21 protein-coding genes and 1 pseudogene are annotated in these 21,278 nt (G+C 69.9%); 10 read left to right on the plus strand and 12 right to left on the minus strand.

All coding sequences use genetic code 11. The annotated features are described in order from the left end of the window. Positions 1-332 precede the first annotated feature (332 nt). From IEZ15_RS20580 to IEZ15_RS20590, 3 genes are all read right to left on the minus strand, one after another. The gene (locus IEZ15_RS20580) at positions 333-992 is read right to left on the minus strand and encodes a DUF5063 domain-containing protein (protein WP_114245295.1); all 660 of its coding nucleotides are present in this window, start codon (positions 990-992) and stop codon (positions 333-335) included. A gap of 113 nt (positions 993-1,105) precedes the next feature. Further along, entirely contained in the window at positions 1,106-1,705 is a 600-nt protein-coding gene (gene recR, locus IEZ15_RS20585) for a recombination mediator RecR (RefSeq protein WP_093899342.1), read from the minus strand. Positions 1,706-1,797: 92 nt separating this feature from the next. Then, positions 1,798-2,133 carry a YbaB/EbfC family nucleoid-associated protein gene (locus IEZ15_RS20590; protein ID WP_114245296.1) on the minus strand — a complete coding sequence of 112 codons (336 nt, stop codon included), beginning with the start codon at positions 2,131-2,133 and terminating at the stop codon, positions 1,798-1,800. A 355-nt stretch (positions 2,134-2,488) separates the two neighbouring features. Here IEZ15_RS20590 and IEZ15_RS20595 point away from each other — a divergent pair, with 355 nt between their 5' ends. Next, positions 2,489-3,265 (plus strand): SLATT domain-containing protein, encoded by a 777-nt coding sequence (locus tag IEZ15_RS20595; RefSeq protein ID WP_189278749.1) that lies wholly within the window; start codon positions 2,489-2,491, stop codon positions 3,263-3,265. Between the two features lie 76 nt (positions 3,266-3,341). On the opposite strand, the gene IEZ15_RS20600 is transcribed toward IEZ15_RS20595, so the two are convergent. The 3 genes from IEZ15_RS20600 to IEZ15_RS20610 form a co-directional block, all read right to left on the minus strand. Then, positions 3,342-3,992 carry a putative DNA-mimic protein gene (locus IEZ15_RS20600; RefSeq protein ID WP_114245297.1) on the minus strand — a complete coding sequence of 217 codons (651 nt, stop codon included), beginning with the start codon at positions 3,990-3,992 and terminating at the stop codon, positions 3,342-3,344. Between the two features lie 207 nt (positions 3,993-4,199). Continuing rightward, entirely contained in the window at positions 4,200-4,961 is a 762-nt protein-coding gene (locus IEZ15_RS20605; protein ID WP_114245298.1) for a GntR family transcriptional regulator, read from the minus strand. Positions 4,962-5,063: 102 nt separating this feature from the next. Then, the gene (locus IEZ15_RS20610) at positions 5,064-6,437 is read right to left on the minus strand and encodes an aspartate aminotransferase family protein (RefSeq protein ID WP_189278751.1); all 1,374 of its coding nucleotides are present in this window, start codon (positions 6,435-6,437) and stop codon (positions 5,064-5,066) included. Between the two features lie 235 nt (positions 6,438-6,672). On the opposite strand from IEZ15_RS20610, the gene IEZ15_RS20615 reads away from it, so the two are divergent. The 3 genes and pseudogenes from IEZ15_RS20615 to IEZ15_RS20625 all read left to right on the plus strand — a co-directional run bounded on the left by IEZ15_RS20615 (position 6,673) and on the right by IEZ15_RS20625 (position 9,775). Further along, positions 6,673-7,278 carry a type 1 glutamine amidotransferase family protein gene (locus IEZ15_RS20615; RefSeq protein ID WP_189278753.1) on the plus strand — a complete coding sequence of 202 codons (606 nt, stop codon included), beginning with the start codon at positions 6,673-6,675 and terminating at the stop codon, positions 7,276-7,278. After that, positions 7,275-7,757, plus strand: a complete 483-nt coding sequence (locus tag IEZ15_RS20620) for a MarR family winged helix-turn-helix transcriptional regulator (RefSeq protein ID WP_189278755.1) — start codon at positions 7,275-7,277, stop codon at positions 7,755-7,757. The genes IEZ15_RS20615 and IEZ15_RS20620 overlap by 4 nt, the downstream gene beginning before the upstream one ends. Before the next feature lie 175 nt (positions 7,758-7,932). After that, a pseudogene (locus tag IEZ15_RS20625) lies at positions 7,933-9,775 on the plus strand (serine/threonine-protein kinase). On the opposite strand, the gene IEZ15_RS20630 reads toward IEZ15_RS20625, so the two are convergent. Continuing rightward, positions 9,776-10,111: a hypothetical protein gene (locus tag IEZ15_RS20630; protein WP_229846003.1), complete on the minus strand. Its 336-nt coding sequence runs from the start codon at positions 10,109-10,111 to the stop codon at positions 9,776-9,778. It abuts the pseudogene before it with no gap. Between the two features lie 226 nt (positions 10,112-10,337). Here IEZ15_RS20630 and IEZ15_RS20635 point away from each other — a divergent pair, with 226 nt between their 5' ends. The 4 genes from IEZ15_RS20635 to IEZ15_RS20650 all read left to right on the plus strand — a co-directional run bounded on the left by IEZ15_RS20635 (position 10,338) and on the right by IEZ15_RS20650 (position 14,457). Then, positions 10,338-11,174 (plus strand): helix-turn-helix domain-containing protein, encoded by an 837-nt coding sequence (locus IEZ15_RS20635; RefSeq protein ID WP_189278757.1) that lies wholly within the window; start codon positions 10,338-10,340, stop codon positions 11,172-11,174. Then, entirely contained in the window at positions 11,171-11,407 is a 237-nt protein-coding gene (locus IEZ15_RS20640; protein WP_189278759.1) for a DUF397 domain-containing protein, read from the plus strand. Before IEZ15_RS20635 ends, IEZ15_RS20640 begins: the two co-directional genes overlap by 4 nt. A 143-nt stretch (positions 11,408-11,550) precedes the next feature. Then, a complete protein-coding gene (locus tag IEZ15_RS20645; RefSeq protein WP_189278761.1) occupies positions 11,551-13,542 on the plus strand; it encodes an Ig-like domain repeat protein in 1,992 nt (663 codons plus the stop codon). A 297-nt stretch (positions 13,543-13,839) separates the two neighbouring features. Beyond that, positions 13,840-14,457, plus strand: a complete 618-nt coding sequence (locus tag IEZ15_RS20650; protein ID WP_114245306.1) for a TetR/AcrR family transcriptional regulator — start codon at positions 13,840-13,842, stop codon at positions 14,455-14,457. 34 nt (positions 14,458-14,491) lie between these two features. Here IEZ15_RS20650 and IEZ15_RS44870 read toward each other — a convergent pair whose 3' ends face one another. The 3 genes from IEZ15_RS44870 to dnaN all read right to left on the minus strand — a co-directional run bounded on the left by IEZ15_RS44870 (position 14,492) and on the right by dnaN (position 16,510). Then, entirely contained in the window at positions 14,492-14,656 is a 165-nt protein-coding gene (locus tag IEZ15_RS44870; RefSeq protein WP_229846004.1) for a hypothetical protein, read from the minus strand. Then, a complete protein-coding gene (locus IEZ15_RS20655; protein ID WP_229846005.1) occupies positions 14,644-15,321 on the minus strand; it encodes a phosphotransferase family protein in 678 nt (225 codons plus the stop codon). Before IEZ15_RS20655 ends, IEZ15_RS44870 begins: the two co-directional genes overlap by 13 nt. Before the next feature lie 61 nt (positions 15,322-15,382). Further along, entirely contained in the window at positions 15,383-16,510 is a 1,128-nt protein-coding gene (gene dnaN, locus IEZ15_RS20660) for a DNA polymerase III subunit beta (RefSeq protein WP_189278763.1), read from the minus strand. Positions 16,511-16,876: 366 nt separating this feature from the next. On the opposite strand from dnaN, the gene IEZ15_RS20665 reads away from it, so the two are divergent. Beyond that, positions 16,877-18,355 carry a helix-turn-helix domain-containing protein gene (locus IEZ15_RS20665; RefSeq protein WP_189278838.1) on the plus strand — a complete coding sequence of 493 codons (1,479 nt, stop codon included), beginning with the start codon at positions 16,877-16,879 and terminating at the stop codon, positions 18,353-18,355. Positions 18,356-18,495: 140 nt separating this feature from the next. Here the strand turns inward: IEZ15_RS20665 and IEZ15_RS20670 are convergent, their stop codons facing one another. After that, a complete protein-coding gene (locus IEZ15_RS20670) occupies positions 18,496-19,383 on the minus strand; it encodes a glycoside hydrolase family 19 protein (protein WP_189278765.1) in 888 nt (295 codons plus the stop codon). Between the two features lie 329 nt (positions 19,384-19,712). Next, positions 19,713-20,306, minus strand: a complete 594-nt coding sequence (locus tag IEZ15_RS20675) for a TetR/AcrR family transcriptional regulator (RefSeq protein ID WP_229846006.1) — start codon at positions 20,304-20,306, stop codon at positions 19,713-19,715. A 109-nt stretch (positions 20,307-20,415) separates the two neighbouring features. On the opposite strand from IEZ15_RS20675, the gene IEZ15_RS20680 reads away from it, so the two are divergent. Next, a complete protein-coding gene (locus IEZ15_RS20680) occupies positions 20,416-21,237 on the plus strand; it encodes an SDR family oxidoreductase (protein ID WP_189278767.1) in 822 nt (273 codons plus the stop codon). Positions 21,238-21,278 lie beyond the last annotated feature (41 nt).

Raw genomic sequence — 21,278 nt, forward strand, 5'->3', positions numbered from 1 at the left:
CGCCCCTGCCCACGCGGGCGGCACCTGCTTCGCCGCCCGCGCCGCCGCCCCGATCTCCGCGGGCGCAAGCCCCTGGACCGGCAGCGTCGACTGCCTGGACCCGGGCACCCCGGTGAACGGCACCCGCCACGGCGCGGACGAGCGACCTGCGGGGATTGAGCCGCGAGCGACGGCGAAGCCGACGAAAGGAGTTCCAGCTGCTCCCGTCGGAGGTTGTGCGGGTGGTCGTCCGGATCGCGCCCGAGCGCGCGGTGACACTGCCACAGACAGGACAACGTGACACTCGGACGTCGAGTGTCACGTTGCCGTGAAGGGTGGATGGGCGCCGGGCGTTACTGCACCGGTCGCAGCCCCAGCGGGCCCGCGATCTCCTCGGCCATCACCCGGCCGGCCTCCTCGGCCAGCTCGTCGTCGACGGTCTCCGAGTCCGTGTCCAGGCCGTCCAGCTCCTGGAGGGGCTGATTCAGGCGGATGTGGGCGATGAGGGACTGGAGGGCGCGCAGAGTGGCGGACGCGGTGGAGCCCCAGTTGGAGAAGTAGGAGAACTGCCACCACCACAGGGCCTCGGTCGTGCGGTCCTCTTCGTAGTGGGCCAGACCGTGGCGCAGATCGGTGACCAGGTCGGCCAGGTCGTCGGAGATACGGGCCGGCACCGGTGCCTTGCGGGGCTCGTACGGGTCGAAGACCTCGGAGTAGACGTCGATCGGCTCCAGCAGGGCGGCGAACCGCTCGCGCAGGCCGTCGGCGTCCGGCTCGGCGCCCAGATCCGGCTCGTAGCGCTCGTCGGGGACGATGTCCTCGTACGCACCGAGCCTGCCGCCCGCCAGCAGCAGCTGGGAGATCTGGAGCAGCAGGACGGGGACGGCCTCCTCGGGCTCCTCGACCTTGGACACCTCGGTGACCGCGACGATGAACGTCTTGATCTGGTCGGCGATCTGGACGGCGAAGTCGTCCGGGTCCTGCGTGACGGAGTTCAGCGTGGCGTCAGACATCGAGGGGACCTCCCGTGGGCACGGTCACGAACGGTGAGTAGAACATAGCGTCGCTGAACGTAAAGCCGTCGTGAGCCGATGCAAGAACATCGGACGTCGCCATCGTGAAGACATCAGACATCGAGCAGGCGCCTCCCCTCGAAGGCGCGGCCCAGGGTGACCTCGTCCGCGTACTCCAGGTCGCCGCCCACCGGCAGGCCGCTGGCCAGCCTGGTGACCCGCAGGCCCATCGGCTTGACCATCCGCGCCAGGTACGTCGCGGTGGCCTCGCCCTCCAGGTTGGGGTCGGTCGCCAGGATCAGCTCCGTGATCGAGCCGTCGGCGAGACGGGCCAGCAGCTCGCGGATGCGCAGATCGTCGGGACCAACGCCCTCGATCGGGCTGATCGCGCCGCCGAGCACGTGGTACCGGCCCCGGAACTCACGGGTCCGCTCGATCGCGACGACATCCTTCGGCTCCTCGACCACACAGATGACCGTCTGGTCGCGGCGCGCGTCGCGGCAGATGTTGCACTGTTCCTGCTGGGCGACATTGCCGCAGACCGAGCAGAACCGGACCTTGTCCTTGACCTCCAGGAGGGCATGGGCAAGGCGGCGCACATCGGTCGGCTCGGCCTGCAGGATGTGGAAAGCGATCCGCTGCGCGCTCTTGGGACCGACGCCGGGCAGTCTGCCCAACTCGTCGATGAGGTCCTGAACCACGCCTTCGTACAACGGAACGCCTTCCTGGATTGAGCTATGAATACAACTTACGAGTTCGGATCGCAGGTCAGAAGAGATCTGCGGGATCAGAAGCGTCGGAAGCGTCAGAAGGGAAGGCCGGGCATGCCGCCCAGGCCCTGGGCCAGCGGGCCCAGCTTCTGCTGCTGGAGCTGCTGCGCGTTCTCGTTCGCTGCCTGGACTGCGGCTACGACGAGGTCCGCGAGCGTCTCGGTGTCCTCCGGGTCGACGGCCTCGGGGTCGATCACCAGGGCACGGAGCTCGCCGGAGCCGGTCACGGTCGCCTTCACCAGACCGCCTCCCGCCTGACCCCCGACCTCGGTCCTGGCCAATTCCTCCTGGGCCGCGGCGAGATCCTGCTGCATCTTCTGGGCCTGCTGCAGCAACTGCTGCATATTGGGCTGACCACCACCGGGAATCACGGTCACTCCTGGCAATTCGACGACAAAATGTTTCGGTACGCCGAGCCTACGTGGTCGCCGCGCAGCGCGCCCCACCCACTGGCGAGCAACTCTTTCGAGTGAGTTTCAAGCAGTGTCGGCGAGACTCCTATACCTGATCACAGGCCCTGCACACCCGGGGATACCGCGATTTCGACCCCACGGCCCACCATTCGGCGGTAGGAAGGGCATGCGCTCAGGACACACAGGCGCACCGCTCGTCACGCAAGGTTACGTACGCGGGACAGTCGGCCACGCCGGAGAGCAGTCATCAGCCCACCGTCGAACACACCGCCACCATCAGGCGTCGCTACGCAGAATGCAGAGGAGTACCCCGGTGAGTCAGCCGGAGATGCAGCCCGAAGGGCCGCCCCGCAACGAGCCCGGTTCGACCGGCTCGGGCTCCGGCGCACGCGGCCGGGGCGGCCGGGGCCGGGATCTGACCGGCACGCCGTTCCCGCTCGGCGACTGGGGCGAACCCGCCGAACGCCTCGACGAGCTGTACCGCTGGGTCGAGGCCGATGCGCTGCACACCGCCGGCTGGTATCTGCGCGACCGGGTGTGGAAGCGGCGCGGGGCCAGGGCGCTGCGGATCGGTACGGCGGCCGGGGCGGTGGCGGGCGCCGCGCTGCCGTTGCTCGATCTCACCGGGACGCTGGACGGGGCGGCGGGCTGGGGTTATCTGTCGCTGCTGCTGGGCGCCGCGTGCATGGCGTGCGACCGGTACTTCGGCCTGACCTCGGGCTGGATAAGAAACCTCGCCACCGCCCAGGCCGTGCAGCGGCGCCTTCAGGTGCTGCAGTTCGACTGGGCGTCGGAGTGCGTGCGGGAGGTGCTCGGGCCGACCGAGGGCACGGCCAGCGAGGCCGCCGAGCGGTGTCTGGGGGTGCTGCGGCGGTTCTCGGAGGACATCACGGAGCTCGTACGGACCGAGACCGCGGACTGGATGGTGGAGTTCCGGGCCGGGCCCGCGCCGATGGGGATGCAGGCACTGTCGTCGGGCAGCGGGGGCGGCGGCCGTACGGACCAGGGGGCGCCGCAGGGACGGTTCCCGATGCAGACGATGGCCCGGCCGAACATGCCGCGGCAGCGGCCCCCGGAGTCCCCCCGGTGATCCCACCGCGGTGACACCAAAGGCGCGTGGCTTCCGTGATGCCGGTGCTGGTACCTGTACCGGCACCGGCATCTGCTCAGCTGAAAATGATCATGGAGCCTTGGGCGAGGCTGCGGGTGGCCGCCGCGTGCAGGCCCAGCCAGACGTGCCGCTCACGGGCGAACGGACTGTCGTCGTACGGAATCGGGGCCGCCGGCTCCTCCAGGGAGGTCGGTGCGGCGGGCGGCAGCGGGGCGGCCGGCGGGTTCGCCGGGTCGATGCCGATGGACCAGGCGACGAACTCCAGCTCCCGCAGCAGCCCGTGCGCGGAGCCGAGCGGGCCGCCGCCCGCCAGCAGGTCGTCGTTGGAGAGCGGGACGGCGAAGTCCAGCGGGACGTACGCCCCCGCATGGTCGTAGTGCCAGACCAGGTGGGACTGCTGGGCCGTCGCCTCGAACATCTCCAGCAACTGCTCGTAGTCCCCGCCCAGTTCGTCGACGGGCGTGACCGCGAGGCCGCTGAGCTGGAGCAGATAGGCGCGGCGCAGGAAGTGCAGTGCGTCGTAGTCGAAGCCCGCGACCGGGGCGACTTCGCCGGTCAGGCCCGGCATGTAGGCGTACACGGGGACGGGCGGCAGTCCGGCCTCACCCAGTGCCTTGTCGTAGACGGCTATCTCTTCGGCGAACGGGTTGTCGGGGCTGTGGCACAGCACATCGACGAGGGGGACCAGCCACAGGTCACAGGCCACGAAGTCTCGCTCTCCCACGGGTGCGCATCAAAATATTCACAACGGTCGGGACAGCGTAATGCGGCGGGCTCATCGCGCACAGTGGCCGGTGGTTACGGGTAGGGGCCGGTCGTGGCCCGCGGCCCCGGCCGACGCGGTCGGCCCCTGGGTGCTGTGGCTCCTGACCTGCGGTCAGTGCGGTCGGGGGCTCCGGCTCCTGACGTGCGGTCAGCGCGTCGGGGGCCCCGGCTCCGGCGACCCGGAGGGCGATGTCTGCCCGGTCGGCTGCGGGCCGTGGCCCAGGTGCGAGGGGTTTCCGGCCGCGAGCCGGTCCGCCCAGCTCAGCGCGTGTGCGTTGAAGTCGTCAATCACCGCGCGCACCGCGTCGTGGCTGCCGAGCGTGACCGCCGCGACCAGTTCCGGATGGCCGTGCCAGAGCCAGTCCCGGGCGCCCGCGTCATGGCGCAGGTACGGCACCGCGAACACCCAGGCCTGGACGCGCAGCCGGTGCAGGAAATCGTTGATGTACGTGTTGCCCACGAGCGCGCCCAACTCGCGCCAGAAACGCAGGTCGTAGCCGATGAGGATGTCGAGGTCGCCACCCTGCGCCGCCCGTGCGGCCTCCTGGGCCCTGCGGCGTACGGAGACCAGGCAGTCCGGGTACGCGGGCGACAGCGAGGGCCCGTGGTAGATGCCGCGGATGACTCCGTCCATGACCAGGGTGCGGGCCTCGACCATCGACCGGTAGTCGGCGACGGTGAACTCACGCACCCGGAAGCCGCGGTGCTGATCCGATTCGAGCAGGCCCTGCGCGGAGAGATCGAAGAGCGCCTCGCGTACCGGCGTCGCCGAGACACCGTACTGCTCGGCGATCTGCTTGACGGTGAACTCCCGTCCCGGTTGCAAACGCCCGGCAAGCACTTCGTCACGCAGCGCGTCCGCGATCTGCTGCCGCAGCGTACTGCGGGTCACAGCTCCGCTCTCGCGCATGGCGCCCCCTCCCCTTTTCCGGCTTGGGTCACCTTAAGCCAGGGTCGTGCCCGGATCCGGGCAGGGGAGGGGCGCCGCACTGCTGGGCTGCGCGGGCCCGCGCTACACGGTGTACTCGTCCGCGACCGACAGCGCCACGTCGAGAGCGGCGAGGCCCTCCTTGGCCTCGGCCTCGGTGACGTTGCAGGCCGGAACGGCGTGGGTGCGGTTCATGTTGATGAAGGGCCACAGGCCGTTCTTCTTCACCGCCGCGCCGAAGGCCGCCATGGCCGCGTTGGCCTCGCCCGCCGCGTTGTACGGGACCAGCGGCTCGCGGGTCTCCCTGTTGCGGACCAGGTCCAGCGCCCAGAACGCGCCGAGGCCGCGGACCTCGCCGACCGACGGGTGGCGTTCGGCGAGCTCGCGCAGGCCGGGGCCGAGGACCTTCTCGCCGATGTGGGCGGCGTTCTCGATGACCTTCTCGTCCTCCATCACGTGAATGGTGGCGACAGCGGCGGCGCAGGCCAGCGGGTGACCGGAGTAGGTCAGTCCGCCCGGGTAGGGGCGGGTCTCGAAGGTGGCGGCGATCTCGGCGGAGATGGCGACGCCGCCGAGCGGCACGTAACCGGAGTTGACGCCCTTGGCGAACGTCATCAGGTCCGGCACCACGTCGAAATGGTCGGCGGCGAACCACTTGCCGGTGCGCCCGAAGCCGGCCATCACCTCGTCGAGGACGAAGACGATTCCGTACCGGTCGCAGATCTCGCGTACGCCCGCGAGATAGCCGGGCGGCGGCGTCATGATGCCCGCCGTGCCGGGGATCGTCTCCAGAATGATCGCGGCGATGGTGGCGGGGCCCTCGAAGGCGAGGGTGTCCTCCAGGTGCTGGAGCGCGCGGGCGCACTCCTCGGCCTCGGTCTCGGCGTAGAACGGCGAGCGGTAGAGGAACGGGGCCCAGAAGCGGACGACGCCCGCCGAACCGTTGTCGGACGGCCAGCGGCGCGGGTCACCGGTCAGGTTGATCGCGGTGGAGGTGGCGCCGTGGTACGAGCGGTAGGCGGAGAGCACCTTCGTACGGCCGGTGTGCAGCCGGGCCATCCGGACGGCGTTCTCGACGGCCTCCGCGCCGCCGTTGGTGAAGAAGATCTTGTCCAGGTCACCGGGGGTGCGCTCGGCGATGAGGCGTGCGGCCTCGGAACGCGCCTCGATCGCGAACGCGGGGGCGAAGGTGGCGAGCTTGCCCGCCTGCTCCTGGATCGCGGCGACGACGGTGGGGTGCTGGTAGCCGATGTTGGTGTAGACGAGGCCACTGGTGAAGTCCAGGTAGCGGTTGCCGTCGTAGTCCCAGAAGTACGCCCCCTCGGCGCCGGCGACGGCGAGCGGGTCGATCAGACCCTGGGCGGACCAGGAGTGGAACACGTGCGCGCGGTCGGCGGCCTTCACGGCCGCGCCGGCAGCGGGGTCGACATGCGGGGCATGCGGGGCATGAGGGGTCATGCGGAGAGCGTAGGTCGCGCCGGGAGCGGCCCGACATGGCCACCTTGTATGGCGTGGGGCGCTTTGGTGGGCAGGGTGTCGGGTTGTCGGCACACGGGGTCGGCACACGGCCGGACCGCCGGAATGAATTGACAGCAAGCTGTCATAATGACAGCATGTTGGCGTGCTCTCGACGGTCACTCGTGGCCGTCGTCGGAGAGCGAGGCCGACGGGACAGTTCCGCCGAGGAGGCGTCATGACCGACATCCGCAGGACCGTGCACCTGGCCGTGTACGACACCCTCGCCGACTGGGAGACGGGGCACACCACCGCCCATCTCGCGCAGGCCGGCTTCACCGTACGGACGGTCGGCCCCACCACCGGCCCCGTCACCACCATGGGCGGGCTGCGCATCCTGCCCGACCTCGCGCTCGCGGACCTGCGCCCCGAGGACAGCGCGCTCCTGGTGCTCCCCGGCGCCGGGCTCTGGGACACCGGTGACACGCTCGCCCCCTTCGCCCGGGCGGCGCGCGGCTTCCTGGACGCCGGGGTGCCGGTCGCCGCGATCTGCGGTGCGACGGCGGGCCTGGCCCGCGAGGGTCTGCTCGACGACCGCGCGCACACGAGCGCGGTCTCCTTCTACCTCGCCGCCACGGGGTACAAGGGCGGCGAGCGTTACGTCGACGCGGACGCGGTGACGGACGGCGACCTCATCACGGCCGGGCCGACCGAACCGGTCGCGTTCGCCCGCGAGGTCTTCGCACGGCTCGGGGTGTACGAGGGCGAGAAGCTCGACGCCTGGTACCGGCTGTTCCACGACTCGGACCTGGCCGCCTACGAGATCCTGAACGCCGACTCATGAGCCAGGAACCCGCGAACCAGCAACCCACCGCCCCGGAGCCCGCGAACGGGGAACTGCTGAGCCGTACCGCGCTCGGCGTCTTCCGGCTCAGTGGCCAATTCCTCTCCGTCTCGGAGCGATTGGCCAAGCCCGCCGGACTCACCGCCTCCTGGTGGCAGGTCCTCGGGGCCGTGCTCCGCGAGCCCCTGCCCGCCTCCGGGATCGCCCGCGTCATGGGCATGACCCGGCAGGGCGTGCAGCGCGTCGCCGACCTGCTGGTCGGCAAGGGCCTCGCCGAGTACGCGCCCAACCCCGCCCACCGCCGCGCCAAGCTGCTGCGCCCCACCGACGAGGGGCGCGCCGCGGTCCGGCGCATCGATCCCGGCCACGCCGCGCTCGCCGCCCGGCTCGCCGCCGAGCTGGGCGAGGAGCAATTCGCGGAGACCGTACGGGTGTTGGAGCGGCTGTCCGCCGCCATGGATGCCGTCGCCGAGGCGTAGGCACACCTTCGCCCCGCCTCCGTGCCCCGAAGACCCGCCCCTCCCAAGGCGGGTCTTGCGCGCGTTCCGGCCGAAGCCGCAACCGGCCCGGCCACGCGCTGCGTGGATCCCTATGATCGAGCGAGCCACGCCAGGCACGGTCAGTTCAATCCCGGGGGAAGGACGTGTCAGCGCCATGCAGAGCCTGACGCCACAGGATCCGCGCTCCATCGGCGCGTACCGGCTGCTGGGCCGGCTCGGCGCCGGCGGCATGGGCCAGGTCTATCTGGCCCGGTCGGACCGCGGCCGCACCGTCGCGATCAAGCTGGTACGCGGTGAGCTCGCCGAGCAGCAGGAGTTCCGCGACCGCTTCCGCCAGGAAGTGCACGCCGCCCGCCAGGTCGGCTCCGCCTGGACGGCCCCCGTGCTGGACGCCGACACCGAGGCCGCCGTGCCCTGGGTCGCGACCGGGTATGTCGCCGGGCCCTCCCTCCAGGCCACCGTCTCCGGCCGCGCGGGCGCGTCGGGCGGGCGGGCGCCCGGGGTGTACGGCCCCCTGCCCGAGCGTTCGGTCCAGATCCTGGGCACCGGGCTGACCCACGCGCTCCGGGCCATCCACTCCGCCGGGCTCATCCACCGCGACCTCAAGCCTTCCAACATCCTGCTGACGATCGACGGTCCACGCGTCATCGACTTCGGCATAGCCCGGGCACTCGACACCGTCACCGACGGCGGCCTCACCCGCACCGGGGCGCTGATCGGTTCGCCCGGCTTCATGGCGCCCGAGCAGGTGCGGGGTGAGCGGGTGACCCCGGCGTGCGACGTGTTCTGTCTCGGCTCGGTGCTGGCGTACGCGTCGACCGGCCGGCTTCCGTTCGGCGGGGCGGACAGCGAGGCTCATGCGCTGATGTTCCGGATCGCGCAGGAGGAACCCGACCTGACCGGTGTGCCGGTGGACCTGGTGGACCTCGTCCGGGACTGCCTCCACAAGGCCCCGGAGGCCCGGCCGACGACAGACGCGATCCTGGAGCGGCTGACGGAGGACGAACCGAACGAACCGTGGCTGCCGGGCGCACTCCTCGCTCAACTGGGCCGCCACGCGGTGGAGTTGCTGGACTGCGAGGACCCGGTGGACCCTGCGGCCCCGACCGAACTGCAGGACGCGGCGCCACCGGCGACGAAACCGCCCGCTCAGCAGCTGCCCGGTGGGGTCCAGGCCATGCCCGCGGTGACCACTGCCACACCGCCTCCCAGCCAGGCACCCGCACCCACGCCCACACCCACACCCACACCCACACCCGCGTACGGCTACCCGTCGATGCCCGCCCAGCCGCATCCCGGCCAGGGGCAGCCGTATGGATACGGGTACCCCGCGGCACCGCAGCAGCAGGCGCCGCAGCCCCCCGGTTCCGGTCCCACGCCCTCGTACGGGCCCACCTACCCCACCCCTGTCCCGCAGCCCGAACCCGCCCGCCCGCCGCAGAACCGGTTCGACGATCGCGCTCGTCGCCGTCGCCGTACTCGTGGCGATAGGTGCGGGCGGCTCGGTCTACGCGTTCATGAACAGCGACGGCGAGAAGCACGCCCCGTCCCCTTCCTCCACGGACTCCCCCGTCACCGACGATCCGTCGTCCCCCGAGGCGGACTCCTCCCCCTCCGACGAAAAGAAGAACAGCGACGGCCCCATACCCGCCGGCTATCTGGGCAACTGGTCGGGCTCCATCGACAACCCCTCGGGCCGCTCCACCCGGGAACTCGTCGTCCAGCAGGGCACGGTCGGCCAGACCGTTCTCACCCTCACCGCGGATGGCCCGCTCGACGGCGGCGGCTCCTACCACTGCGTCTTCCGGGCGGACCTGACCGCGGAGCCCTCCCCGGCCGGCCCCGTGGAGGTCGGCCCCTCCACGGTCGTCGTCGGCGAACCCATGTCGTCCTGCACCGCGGGCAAACCCACCACGCTCACCCTGCTCCCGGACGGCTCCCTGCGCCGCGAGAACTCGGACACCGGCGAGCAGCTCACGTACACCAAGGCCGACTGATCAGCCCAGCAGGGCGGACGCCGCGTTCAGCAGCAGCAAGGTGTGGACGAACCGGTCCGGTGCCGTCGGCGGAAAGTGCCACGCCAGCGGCCATGTACGACCGGTCAGGGCGGGGATCGGCACGTAACTGATACGGCCCACCGCCGCGTTCAGCGTGGTCACCCCGGCCGGCCAGGACTTGCGCACGGTGCTTCCTGCCGGGACGAGGAAGTACACCGCCCGCCGCCCGTTCGCCTCGGTGATGACGGGCCCCGGCTCGCCGCCGATGATCGTCTCCATCAGGAGAGCGAGCTGCCGTCCTTCGTCACCGTCCACGCGCACGGCGTCGAATTGCACGCCGGCTTTGCGGAGTTGAAATCCGGAAGCCGGAATCCATTCAAGGTTCAGTTCACTTTTCGGCGCATTCACGGGACCAGTCTGTCCCCGGTTGGCTAGCGTTTCCCTTGACTGACGAGGGGCGTCGCACACCCGTTGACCTGCGCGAACTCCCCTGAAACTCAGTTGAGTTCAGCGGGGCCGGGTAGTGACCGGTTGAGACCGGTTGAGTCGAAAAGGGATCGCAATGGCGCGAGCGGAAAACAAAGAGATGGCGAGTCCGACGGCAAAGCTGGTGGCCGACGTCGCCAAAAAGGCCCGCATCCGGAAGAAGTTGACCCAGGAGCAGCTCGGCAAGGAAATCGGCTTCTCGGCGGCGGCTGTGAGCGCGATGGAGACGTGCGCGCAACCCGCCAGTGACGAGATGCTGGCGGGTCTGGAGCGCGCACTCGGGGACGGCATGGGCCTGTTCGAGCAGGCGAGGATCTACATGCGGATGGAGGCGTATCCGCCGCAGTTCAAGCCGCACGCACCTCTTGAGCAGGCGGCGCTGAGTCTCCATCTGTACTCGACGCCGATTGTGCACGGCCTCTTCCAGACGGAGGACTACGCACAGGCGCTGATCAGCGGCAGCTACCCTCCGCTGTCGGAACAGCGGGTGAAACAGCTGGTGGAAGGCCGCATGGTCCGCAAGGTGCTGTTCGACCGGGAGCCGCTGCCCATGATCGAGCTGATCCTTGAAGAGTCGGTGCTCACCCGGGTCATCGGCAATGCGGCCATCATGAGAGCGCAAATGCGGCACCTCGCAGAGTGTGCCCGCCGTCGTAACGTCACGCTCAACGTGCTGGCACTGGACTGCGGAAAGTTCGGAGAGTATGCAGGTGATCGCGGCGGAATGACCCTGGTGGAGACTCCGCAACACGAACACCTCGTGTACCTGGAGCCCCAGGACGAGAGTCTGCTGATCAGCGACCCGGCAAAGGTGAGTACATACGCCCAGCGCTATGCGAAGATCCGATCACAGGCCATGGGTCCTCGTGAATCGCTGGACCTCATCGAGCGGTTGGCAGGAGTAGAGGAATGAGCAACACCCTGCGGTGGTTCAAGTCCAGCTACAGCAGCGACAGCGGCGGCGAATGCATCGAGGTGGCCTTCGACTGGCGCAAGTCCTCGTACAGCAGCGGCAGCGGCGGCGAGTGCATCGAGGTCGCCGCCTGCCCCCACGCCGTCCACGTCCGGGACTCCAAGGTGCCCGAGGGCCCCACCTTCGCGATCGCTCCCGACGCCTGGTCGACGTTCCTCATCTGGGCGAACTGACGGTTGACGGGGTCGGGGACGTCCCGGCCCGCAAATGTGTACGTGATGTGGACGCCATGCCATACCCTGCGTTCCTGGGCCGCGCCCCTCTCTCATCTCCGGGTGCCACGTGGCCCTCTTTTACCGTGGGGGTAGACATCATTTTGCGTACGCGCAGAATCTCGGCCGCGACCTCGCTCGCGGTCCTCTTCAGTTCCGTGGTTCTGGTCGGCGGTGCGGCGAACCCGGCCGCCGCCGACTCCAGCAGGATCCTCCCCGCCGCGTCGGTCGGCGACATCGTCGCGGACGGTGTGCACCAGCGGGTCTTCATCAGTGACCCGACCGGCGGCAAGGTCCTCGTCGCCGACTACAACGGCTCGGTCGTCGCCACGATCTCGTCTCTGCCGGGCGTGACCGGTCTCGAACTCTCCGCCGATTCCGGCACGTTGTACGCGGCCGTGCCGGGCGCCGACGCCATCGTCACGATCGACACCGCCGCTCTCAAGGAGTCCGCGCGCTACGCGACCGGCAACGGCACCGACCCGAAGTTCCCGGCGCTGGCGGGCGGGAAGCTCTGGTTCGGGTACGGCGGGGGCGGCTCGGGCCACATCGGTTCGCTCGACCTGTCCGGCGCCGAGCCGGTCGTCACCCTGGACCACGAGACGAACGGCACCTGGTACGCGGCCCCGACCCTGGCATCGACGCCCGGTGCGCCGGACACGCTGGCCGCCGGTATCGAGACCCAGAGCCCGACGTATCTGGCCGTGTACGACGTGTCCTCGGGCACGGCCACACGCACCGCGTTCCGGTCCACGGACGGGGGCAATCTGCGCGACCTCGCGCTGACGCCGGACGGCAAGCAGGTCGTGGTGGCCAGCGCCGCTCCGTACCTTCACCAGGCGTACAGCGCGACGGACCTCACGCCGCAGATCGCGTATCCGTCCACCTCGTACCCCAATGCGGTCGACATCGCTCCGAACGGCATGGTCGCCGCCGGATCGTTCGCCTGGTACGACCCGGACGTCTACGTCTACAAGCCCGGTGTCACCACCAAGCCGGTCCGGACGTACGACTTCCCCAACACCGGGAACAGCAGCGGTGCGGACACCCTGGAGGATGCGGGCCTGGCCTGGGCGCCGGACACCAGCCGGCTGTTCGCCGTCACCGTGAACAGCTACGGCGTCCGCTCGCTGCGGGTGCTCACCGACGCCGTCAAGTCCGCGACCACCGTCACGGTCAACGCCCCGGCGAAGTCGGAGCGCGGCAAGAAGCTCACCGTCACCGGCAGGGTGAAGTCCGAGGGCGTATTCCCGGTGGGCGCCAAGGCCACGGTGACGCGCACCGACATCGAGTCGCCCAAGGGCAAGACGCTTCCCGCGGTGACGCTGAAGTCGGACGGCAGCTTCTCCTTCACCGACACCCCGACCGCGGGCGGCCAGGTCACCTACAAGGTGTCGTACGCGGGCGACGCCGCCCACTCCGCGGCGTCGGGTTCCGACAAGGTCGCCGTCTCCCGGGCGGCCACCTCGCTGACCCTGAACCGCAACAAGGCGCTGTACTCCTACGGCACCGACGTCTCGTTCACCGCGCACCTCGGCACGACGTACAAGAACCGCACCGTCGAGCTGTGGGTGGACCCGTTCGGTCCGGACAAGCCCAAGAAGCTGGTGAAGACCGGCAAGGTCAACTCCAAGGGCAATCTGTCCACCACGGTCGACATGACCAGGGACACCACCGTCACCGCCGTCTTCAAGGGTGACGGCCGGTACGCCTCCAAGACGGTCACGTCCACGGCGTACGCCAAGGTGAGGGTCTCGACCTCCGTCTCCAAGCAGTACAAGACGGCCAAGATCGGCTCCACGTCGTACGCGTACTTCCACAAGAAGACCAACCCGCTCTTCACCACGACGATGAGCTACTACAAGAACCGGTCCCACAAGCTGTCCCTGCAGTTCTACTACCAGGGCAAGTGGTACGACGCGGGCTCGCAGTACTTCAAGCTCGGCACCAACGGCAAGTCCATCGTGACGCTCACCGGCACCCATGACACGGGCTACCGGATGCGCGTCCGTGCCTCGTACGTGAACGGCACCTCGGGCGACACCGTGAACTCGAACACCAATGGCTCCTGGAAGTACTTCATCTTCACGAAGTAACCGGGCAGACAGGCCGACGAGCGGCCGGTACGCGTGCGGGGCCGGGCAGGTTGCCCGGCCCCGCACCCATGCCCGCCCTCCCGCAACAGCACCCCTTCCGCGCAACGTGACACCTCCCCCTCCACCTGTCACGTTCGCGCCGACACCTACCGCCGCAACCGACCGACCCCGCGCCGGCTACCCCGTCCGTACAACATGACACTCACCCCCATACCTGTCACGTTGTGCAACAACCCCTACGGGTGGGAGCGGGGTGAAGCCGCCCGCACGGACCGGTTCCTGCGCCAGGCTCGCCCCATGCGTCCACGTTCTTCGTACAAGGCACCACCGTCACAGAGCCTGATCTACTCCGCCGTGCTGCAGAGCATGGCCGAACACGGGCCCCGCAGAATGAACATGGCCCTCGCGGCACGCATCGCCGACACCGATCGCCAGTTGCTCTATCGCAACTGGCCCGATCGCAATGTGCTCGTCCGCGAGTCCGCCGAGAGCGAGCTGCAACGCGTCCTGTTCGTCGCGAGCGACCTGCGCTCCGAGCAGGAGGGCCTGTGCCGGGTCGCCGAGCAGATCGTTCGTGCCGCCCGGATGACACGCGAGCACCCCGTGACCCGGGCGACCGTGCGGACCGACCCGGACCTGCTGCGGAGCGCCCTGCTCGATATGGACACACGGTTGCACGGGCGGGCCAGGTACTGGCTGGGCGGCCTGTTTCCGGGACCGTTGGCGCGGACGATTCCGCACATGTACCGGCTGCCGGACGTCCTGCTCACCGTCGCGGCCCCCTTCGCCCTCACACCGCCGGAGGAACCCCACACGGACTCCGAACGCTCGCAACTCGACGCCCGGCTCCGCGCCACACTGCACATGTGCCTCGGCACCGCCCCGGACTGCCCCTGCGCCGCCACCCCGCCATGAGCCGGCACGCCACACGTCCTGCTGCCCCCGCCGGTCAGCCCAGCAACTCACGCAGTCGGCCCGCCTGCCGCTCAGCCGTACCCGGCGGGTTCCTGCGGTGCGCGGGGTCCTCGAACGAAAGGATGAACAACCAGGTCAGCGCCAGCAGACGACGGCACTCCCGCAGATGGGTGTGCTCCTCGGGGGTCAGGTCGAACAAGCGAGAAAGGCCGTGGCATCAAGGCCGCCGTCGATCCAGCCGGAGACATGCTCGGTGATCTCCGCGAGTTCGAAGGCGCGGTCGCTGCGGCCGGAGTCCTCGAAGTCGACCACCCGGATCCGGGAGTCGTCCACGTCCCAGATGTAGTTGGCGAGGTTCCCGTCACCGGGGCCGAAGACCGGTGTGCCGGGGACGTCCGGCGCGAAGGCATGGCCCGACCGGTCCAGCCAGGCCATGCCTTCGCGCAGTGCCGCACGCACCGCCGTTCCGGCAGCCGGTCGTGGTCCCTGGCCGTGCCGGATGCGCAGCCGCGCGATCAGCCCGGCCCGGTGGTCCGGACGCACCGGCACCCCGGCAAGACGGTCGTACGGGACCGCCCCGTACAGCGCGTCGAGCGTCTCGGCCATCGCCACCATCCGCCCCGCGTCCACCGGAGTTCCCCGCAACGGAACCCCGGGCACGCGTGACATCACCACCGTTGGCAAAACGGCCTCGCGATCAACGGCGATCGGTGCGGGGGCGAGGCCCGGTGCATGGGCGGCCAGCAGGGTGAGCGCCCGCCACTCCCGGTCGAGAAGCGCCCGCACGTCCCCCTTCAGGTACCGCTTGGTCACGACATCACCGCAGATCTCGACCGTATGGGTGCTCCACTGCACGGAGTTCATGGGAGTTGATTCTGCCGAGCGACCGCCCCGGGCCCATCGCTCCGGACCAGCCGACTTCGTCCTAGACCAGCGGCTTCGCCGACATCAGCAGGTGCTGGTGAGCGGAGTGCGACGCTTCTTCCGCCGCGTCCTCCCGGGACGTCCACCCGGTGACCATCGCACGCTGGCCGGGGCCCAACAGCTCGAACCGGATCACGGGCGCGTCGAACGAGGCCAGTGCGTCCATGAGATACGAGGGGTTGAAGGCGACCGTCAGCTCATCGGTGCCGTCGAGAACGGCCGGAAGACGCTGGAAGGCGACATCGTCCTCGTAACCCGCCTGCAGCAGCACCGAGTCACCGCAGAACGTCAGTTGGAGCGGGCTGCCGCCCTCCGCGACCACGGCTACGCGTTTGACGGCCTCGACCAGGGGTGCCCGGTCCGTCACCGCGGAGACGGGATCCACCATGGCGAACAGCTTGTCGTGGCGCGGCAGTCGGCCGTCGAACAGACGCACCGTGGTGCGCATCCCGGCCAGTTCGAAACCGGCCGAACCACCGTCCAGCGCGAGTTGGACCATTCCGGCCCGGCCGAAGGAGCGGGCGATCTCGGTCAGCCTGCGGGCGGAGACCACGACATCGGCCGAGACGCCGTCCTTCCCGGGCTTCCAGAGGAGCGTGCGTACCGCGAACCGGTAGCGGTCCGTGGCGGCGAGCGTCATCGTGTCGCCGTCGAGCGCCAGCCGGATACCGGTCAGGATCGGCAGCGTGTCGTCCCGGCCCGCCGCCACCGTGACATGGGCGACGGCCGCGGCGAACTCCTCCGCGTCCACCGCACCGAGCACCTCCGGCAGCGACGGCAGCGCCGGATAGTCGTCGAACGGCAGCACCGAGAGTCCGAACCGGGCACTGTCACTCGTCAGCGAGAACCGTGAGCCCTCGACCGCGCACTGCACCGCCCCCTCGGGAAGCACTCGGCAGACATCGAGCAGCCGACGGCCCATGACCAGCGCCTTCCCGGCCCGTACGGTCTCCGCCTCCACCTCGATGCACGCGGACGCCTCGTAGTCGAGGCCCGAGATGACCAGCCGGCCGTCGGATGCCTCCAACAGCAGCCCGCCCAGCACAGGAACGGGCGAGCGCGTGGGCAGCACCCGGGCCGCCCAGGCCACGGCGTCGGTCAGTGCGCTGCGCTCAATGCGGAACTCCATGGCGGCGGCCTCTCCCGGTCGTCTCTGATCGTGGTCGTGATCGTGAGCCGACACTAGGGGCCACCACTGACAACGGGAGAAAGAAGGACGGTCGCGGCCGACGACAGCGGCCACCCCCGTGAGCCGCTGCCGCCGTCCCCGTCCCCGTGCCCCTCCCTCGAAGGGCCCCGCGACCGGGTTCGGACTCTAGGACTTCGGGTACGCGACAGAAAGATTCAGTTCGCACCGTGTGGGCCGCCAGAGGTAACAGTCCGCACAGCCGGACCGATACGCTGCACTCCGGTTTTTTGGCATGAGCACAAGGCACAGGAACACGGAAGCGGAGGACGCGTGCGCGCGCGGGAACGGGCCGACGACGTATTGCGGATGTACCGGCTGGCCCGATCCGGCGGATCGCAGGAGCTCCTGCGCTGGGTGTCCGGCCGGGCGGAGGGCTGGGCCGGACTGCTCGACGGTGACGGCACCGTTCTGCACGGCGTGACCCGGACCCCGGACCGTACGGGCGTCGAGGCCGCCGCGCTGGCCACCGAGGGCGTGCGGGAACTGGCGTCACTCGGCGCACACTCCTTCTCGTTCGACAGGGGGCCGCACACCGCTTTGCTGTTCCCGCTGGACGGCCCGCCGAACGTCTCGCCCCCGGTCCTGGCCGTCGTCGCCCCGCGCCCGCTGCCGGACGGACTCGTCACGCTTCTCTCCGACGTGGCGTTGCCGCTGGCCATGTGCTGGGCCGCGGAGACCGTGGAACGCAAGCGCCGCCGCGTGGACCTCGCGGAGTCCCGCAACCGGGAAGCGGTGCTGCATCTGCTCATGACCGGCCAGTTGTCCATCGCGCATCAGGTGGCGGGTGCTCTGAAGCCCACACTGCCCGACCCCGTCCGGGTGTGCGTCGTGGAATGCCCGGGCGGGCGCCGGGACGAGGTGGCACGGATCTGCGCGGAACTCTCCGGCGGCCGGTCCTGGATCGTGCGGTGTCCGGTGTACGCACGCCATCTGATCCTCGTCGTACCGGCGGGCCCGGACGCGGCCGAACAGCAGCTCGGCCTCCGGGTCGCCGACGTGGTGGACGAGTGTGTCGTGGGGGCGAGCGAGGACGTACCGCTGTCCGACACGGCGACCGGATACCGCCAGGCGTTCCATGCCCTGGCCGTGGCCCGCGGGCTGCCCACCCGGCATGCCCGCTTCGGCTCGGCGCAGGAGGCCGCTCTGGTCGTCGGTGCGGCCGGCGCGCAGTGGGCGGATGCGCTGCTGAACCCGTTGCTCACGCATCTGCCGCGGCGCAGTCATGACCCGGGCAGCCAGGAGCTCGCGGCGACCCTCTCCTCCTGGCTCGCGTTCTCCTCGCTCGCGACCCAGCATCTGAAGATCCACCGGAACACACTGGCCGCGCGGCTCCGGCTGATCGGCAAGCTGCTCGGTGTCGACCTGAACCGGGTCGCCGATCAGGCCGCCCTCGACCTGGCCCTGCGCATCCGCGCCACGCCAACCCTGCCCCGGACGGTCAGCCCGGCCGGGGCAAAGCCTGCGCCGCCCCACCGGCTGGACGACATCCTGCGCGGCCCGGCCGTCCAGGAATGGGCGGCCCATCAGCTGCACCCGCTCACCGCGTCCCGCTCTTCCCGGGCCACCGCCGACCCGCGGACAACGCTCCGCACCTGGCTGGAGTGCGAGGCCCAACTGGGCCCGACGGCCGCCGCGTTGGGCATCTCGGTGCCGGGGGCCCGTAAACGCCTCGCGCGGCTCGAGTCGATTCTTCAGCGCGCGTTGCTGCAGACGCCGAGTGCTCGTCACGACCTGTGGCTGGCCTTCCGGGCCCTGGACGTCGCGGGAGCGGACGCCGCCCGGTGAACCGAAACGGGGGCGCGTCCGGCCGGGGCCGGGCACGCCCCCGTCGGGTGGGGGACCCACAGCTACGGATCCGCATACCGCGGATCTACGGACTGTGTATCCATGGACTGCGTACGGACTGCGGATCTACGGACTGCGGGTCAGCAGCTCAGGTTGGAGCCAGGGGTGGTGCCGAGGATCGATACGAATGCCCGGTAGCGGTCGATACGGCTCTGGACCTGGGCGGGGTTGCCGCCGTTGCACTCCAGGGAACCGTTGATGGAGCGGATGGTCTCGCCGAATCCGGCACCGTTCACCATGGCGTTGTGGGCGGTCATGGTGCCGGGGCCGTTCTGGGTGTTCCAGTACCAGAGACCGGTCTTCCAGGCGACCGAGGCGTTCTGCTCGACCAGGTACGGGTTGCCCAGCAGATCGATACCGAGAGCGTCACCGGCGGCCTTGTAGTTGAAGTTCCAGCTGAGCTGGATCGGGCCGCGGCCGTAGTACGCGGACTGGCCGGCCGGGCAGCCATAGGGCTGACTGCTGTCGCAGTAGTGCGGGTAGTTGGCCGTGTTCTGCTCGACCACGTACACCAGACCGCCCGTCTCGTGGCTGACGTTGGCGAGGAACGCTGCCGCCTCCTGGCGCTTGACGGTGTCGCTGCCGCTGTTCGCGAAGCCCGGGTAGGCGCTCAGGGCCGCGGTCAGTCCGCTGTACGTGTAGAACGGATTCCGGTTCGGGAACATCTGGTTGAACTGCGCCTCGCTGACGACGAAGCCGGACGGGGTGCCCGGGTCCGTTCCGCCTCCACCGCCGCAACTGCCCTGGTCCGCCCAGACGTCGAAGCTGCCGGGGGTCTCGTTCTGGGTCCACCACTTGGCGGTCCAGTTGTGCCCGTTGTAGGAGGCCGATCCGCCGCCGGTGTAGACGGACGAGGAATTCCAGGGCGCCGCGCAGTCGGCCGCCGCCGCGGTGGTGGCAGGGAGAACGACGACCATCGCGGCGACCGCGCCCAGCGCGGCCAGCAGGCCCATGATGCGTCTGATCACGTGATCACTCCTTCGGTGCGGCGCACCGAGCTGGACGGTGCGCCGCCATGGGGGGGGTGACGGTCACTCAAGCGCCGCTGGTCTGAACCTGTCAAGGTCTAGACCATGACCGGGAAACCTTCCCGAAAGAGCGTTCACAGGCAGGCCCACAGCACATTTGTGCCGCCGGACCCGCCCTCAACAGGAGGAATTCCGGAAGGAGTTCATCCGGATCACATGCCGCAACGCGGACGGACCCGAAGAAAAAACCTTCGGGCCCGTCCAGCATGCGGAACGCCGGACCGGCCGGCCGGTCGGCGACCGGCGGCACTTGGGCCCATCCATCCGCGTCAGGTCAGCGTGTCGAGCCAGTGGACGAGGCGGGCACCCTCGCGGGTCATGATCTCCGGATCGCGCAGAGCGCTGGAGAGCAGCGACATGCCCTGGTAGGCACCGACGAACGTCAGCGAGAGACCCTCGGGGTCGGCCACCCCAATCTCACGGAACTGCTGCTCCACCCAGTCCAGCAGACGGCGGATGACCTGACCGACCGACAGGTCGAGACCGCCCTCGGCGCGCTTGTCCAGCTCGACCGCGAGGGTGCCGGTCGGGCAGCCGTAACGGGCCGCGGTGTCGCGCTGCCCGACCCACGCATCCACGAGGCCCTTCAGGCGTTCGCGCGGATCGGTGAGTTGATCGAGGCGGCCGGTGAGGGCTTCCAGGCGCCTGGTGTGTTCGGAGAGGGCGGCCTCGACCAGCTCACCCTTGGTCTTGAAGTAGTAGTACACGTTGCCCGCCGGGACGTCGGCGGCCTGGGCGATGTCCGCGATGGTCGTACGTTCCACGCCCTGCTCGTACAGGACCCGGGCGGCGGCCGCCATCAGCCGCTGCCGCTTGTCGGCGGCCTTCGCCCGAGGGCGCCGGGAATCCATTGAGTCAGTCACCCGACTAACTATAGACAGCGACCGGTCCGGCTGTGCTAGCGTCCCCGTCAACGAACTAAGTGAGTCGACTAACTAACTCACCGACTCATTGTCAACGAGGGAGACCGGCATGATCGTGGTGACAGGTGCGACCGGGAACGTCGGGCGGGCGCTGGTGCGGATGCTTACCGATGCCGGGGTGCCGGTGACGGCAGTGGCCCGGCACATCACCGACGCCGATATGCCGCCGGGGGTTCGGGCGACGGCTGCCGACCTGGCCGAGCCGGCCGGTCTGCGGGTCGCGTTCGACGGGGCGGAGGCGCTGTTCCTGCTGGTGGCGGGCGACGACCCGCACGGCATTCTCGAGGTGGCGAAAACCGCCGGGGTGCGCAAGGTGGTGCTGCTGTCCTCGCAGGGTGCCGGAACCCGTCCGAAGGCGTACCGGCATCCGCTTCTGTTCGAGGCGGCCGTGCGGGAGTCCGGGCTCGACTGGACGGTCCTGCGGTCGGGCGGGATGGACACCAACGCCCTCGCGTGGGCCGAGTCGATCCGTACTCGGCGGGAGGCCGCAGCGCCGTTCGGTGACGTCGGTCTGCCCTTCATCGACCCGGCCGACGTGGCCGCGGTCGCCGCCGCCGTCCTGCGCGAGGACGCTCACGCGGGCGCCACATACACCCTGACCGGTCCCGCGCCGACCACCCCGCGCGAGCGGGCGACGGCGATCGCGGCCGCGCTGGGCGAACCGGTGCGGTTCACCGAGCAGACCCGAGAAGAGGCCCACACGCTGATGGCGCGGTTCATGCCGCTTCCCGTGGTCGAGGGCACGCTGGCCATCCTGGGCGGACCCACCGAGGAGGAGCAGCGGGTGAGCCCCGACGCCGAGCGCGTCCTGGGCCGGGCGGCGGGCACGTTCGCCGTGTGGGCCGAACGCAATGCCGCGGCCTTCCGCTGAGCACTCCGGACCGCATCCGCCACGTACGAGCGGATCACCGG

Origin of the sequence: Streptomyces atratus, assembly GCF_014648655.1 — a bacterium.
Taxonomy (GTDB): Bacteria; Actinomycetota; Actinomycetes; order Streptomycetales; family Streptomycetaceae; genus Streptomyces; species Streptomyces atratus.